Raw genomic sequence first — 255 nt, forward strand, 5'->3', positions numbered from 1 at the left:
TAATTTGTTTTTCATCTAAGTGATGTTGTATCTCTAAAAAACATCTATTTTTATTTTTTATAATGAAATCCAAAAATCTTTTTTTAATTTCATCGTTTCCTTTTCCAAATATTCCTCCTAAACATGCCGTAGTTACTATTATATTTTCACTTGTTTTTATTAATTCTTCAAAGGAAATTCTAGGAACATAATAAAAATGATTGTCTTTTCTGTTGTATGAACTTGAAATCAATTTATTTAACTCTTTGACACCTT

1 protein-coding gene is annotated in these 255 nt (G+C 23.5%); it reads right to left on the reverse strand.

Annotated elements, in window-relative coordinates; all coding sequences use genetic code 11:
- On the reverse strand, positions 1-232 hold a 232-nt coding region (locus IC213_RS21440), incomplete at its 3' end, for a hypothetical protein (protein WP_227863594.1).
- Positions 233-255: the final 23 nt, after the last annotated feature.

The sequence above is a fragment of the Clostridioides sp. ES-S-0049-02 genome, assembly GCF_020658465.1.
Classification (GTDB): Bacteria; Bacillota; Clostridia; order Peptostreptococcales; family Peptostreptococcaceae; genus Clostridioides.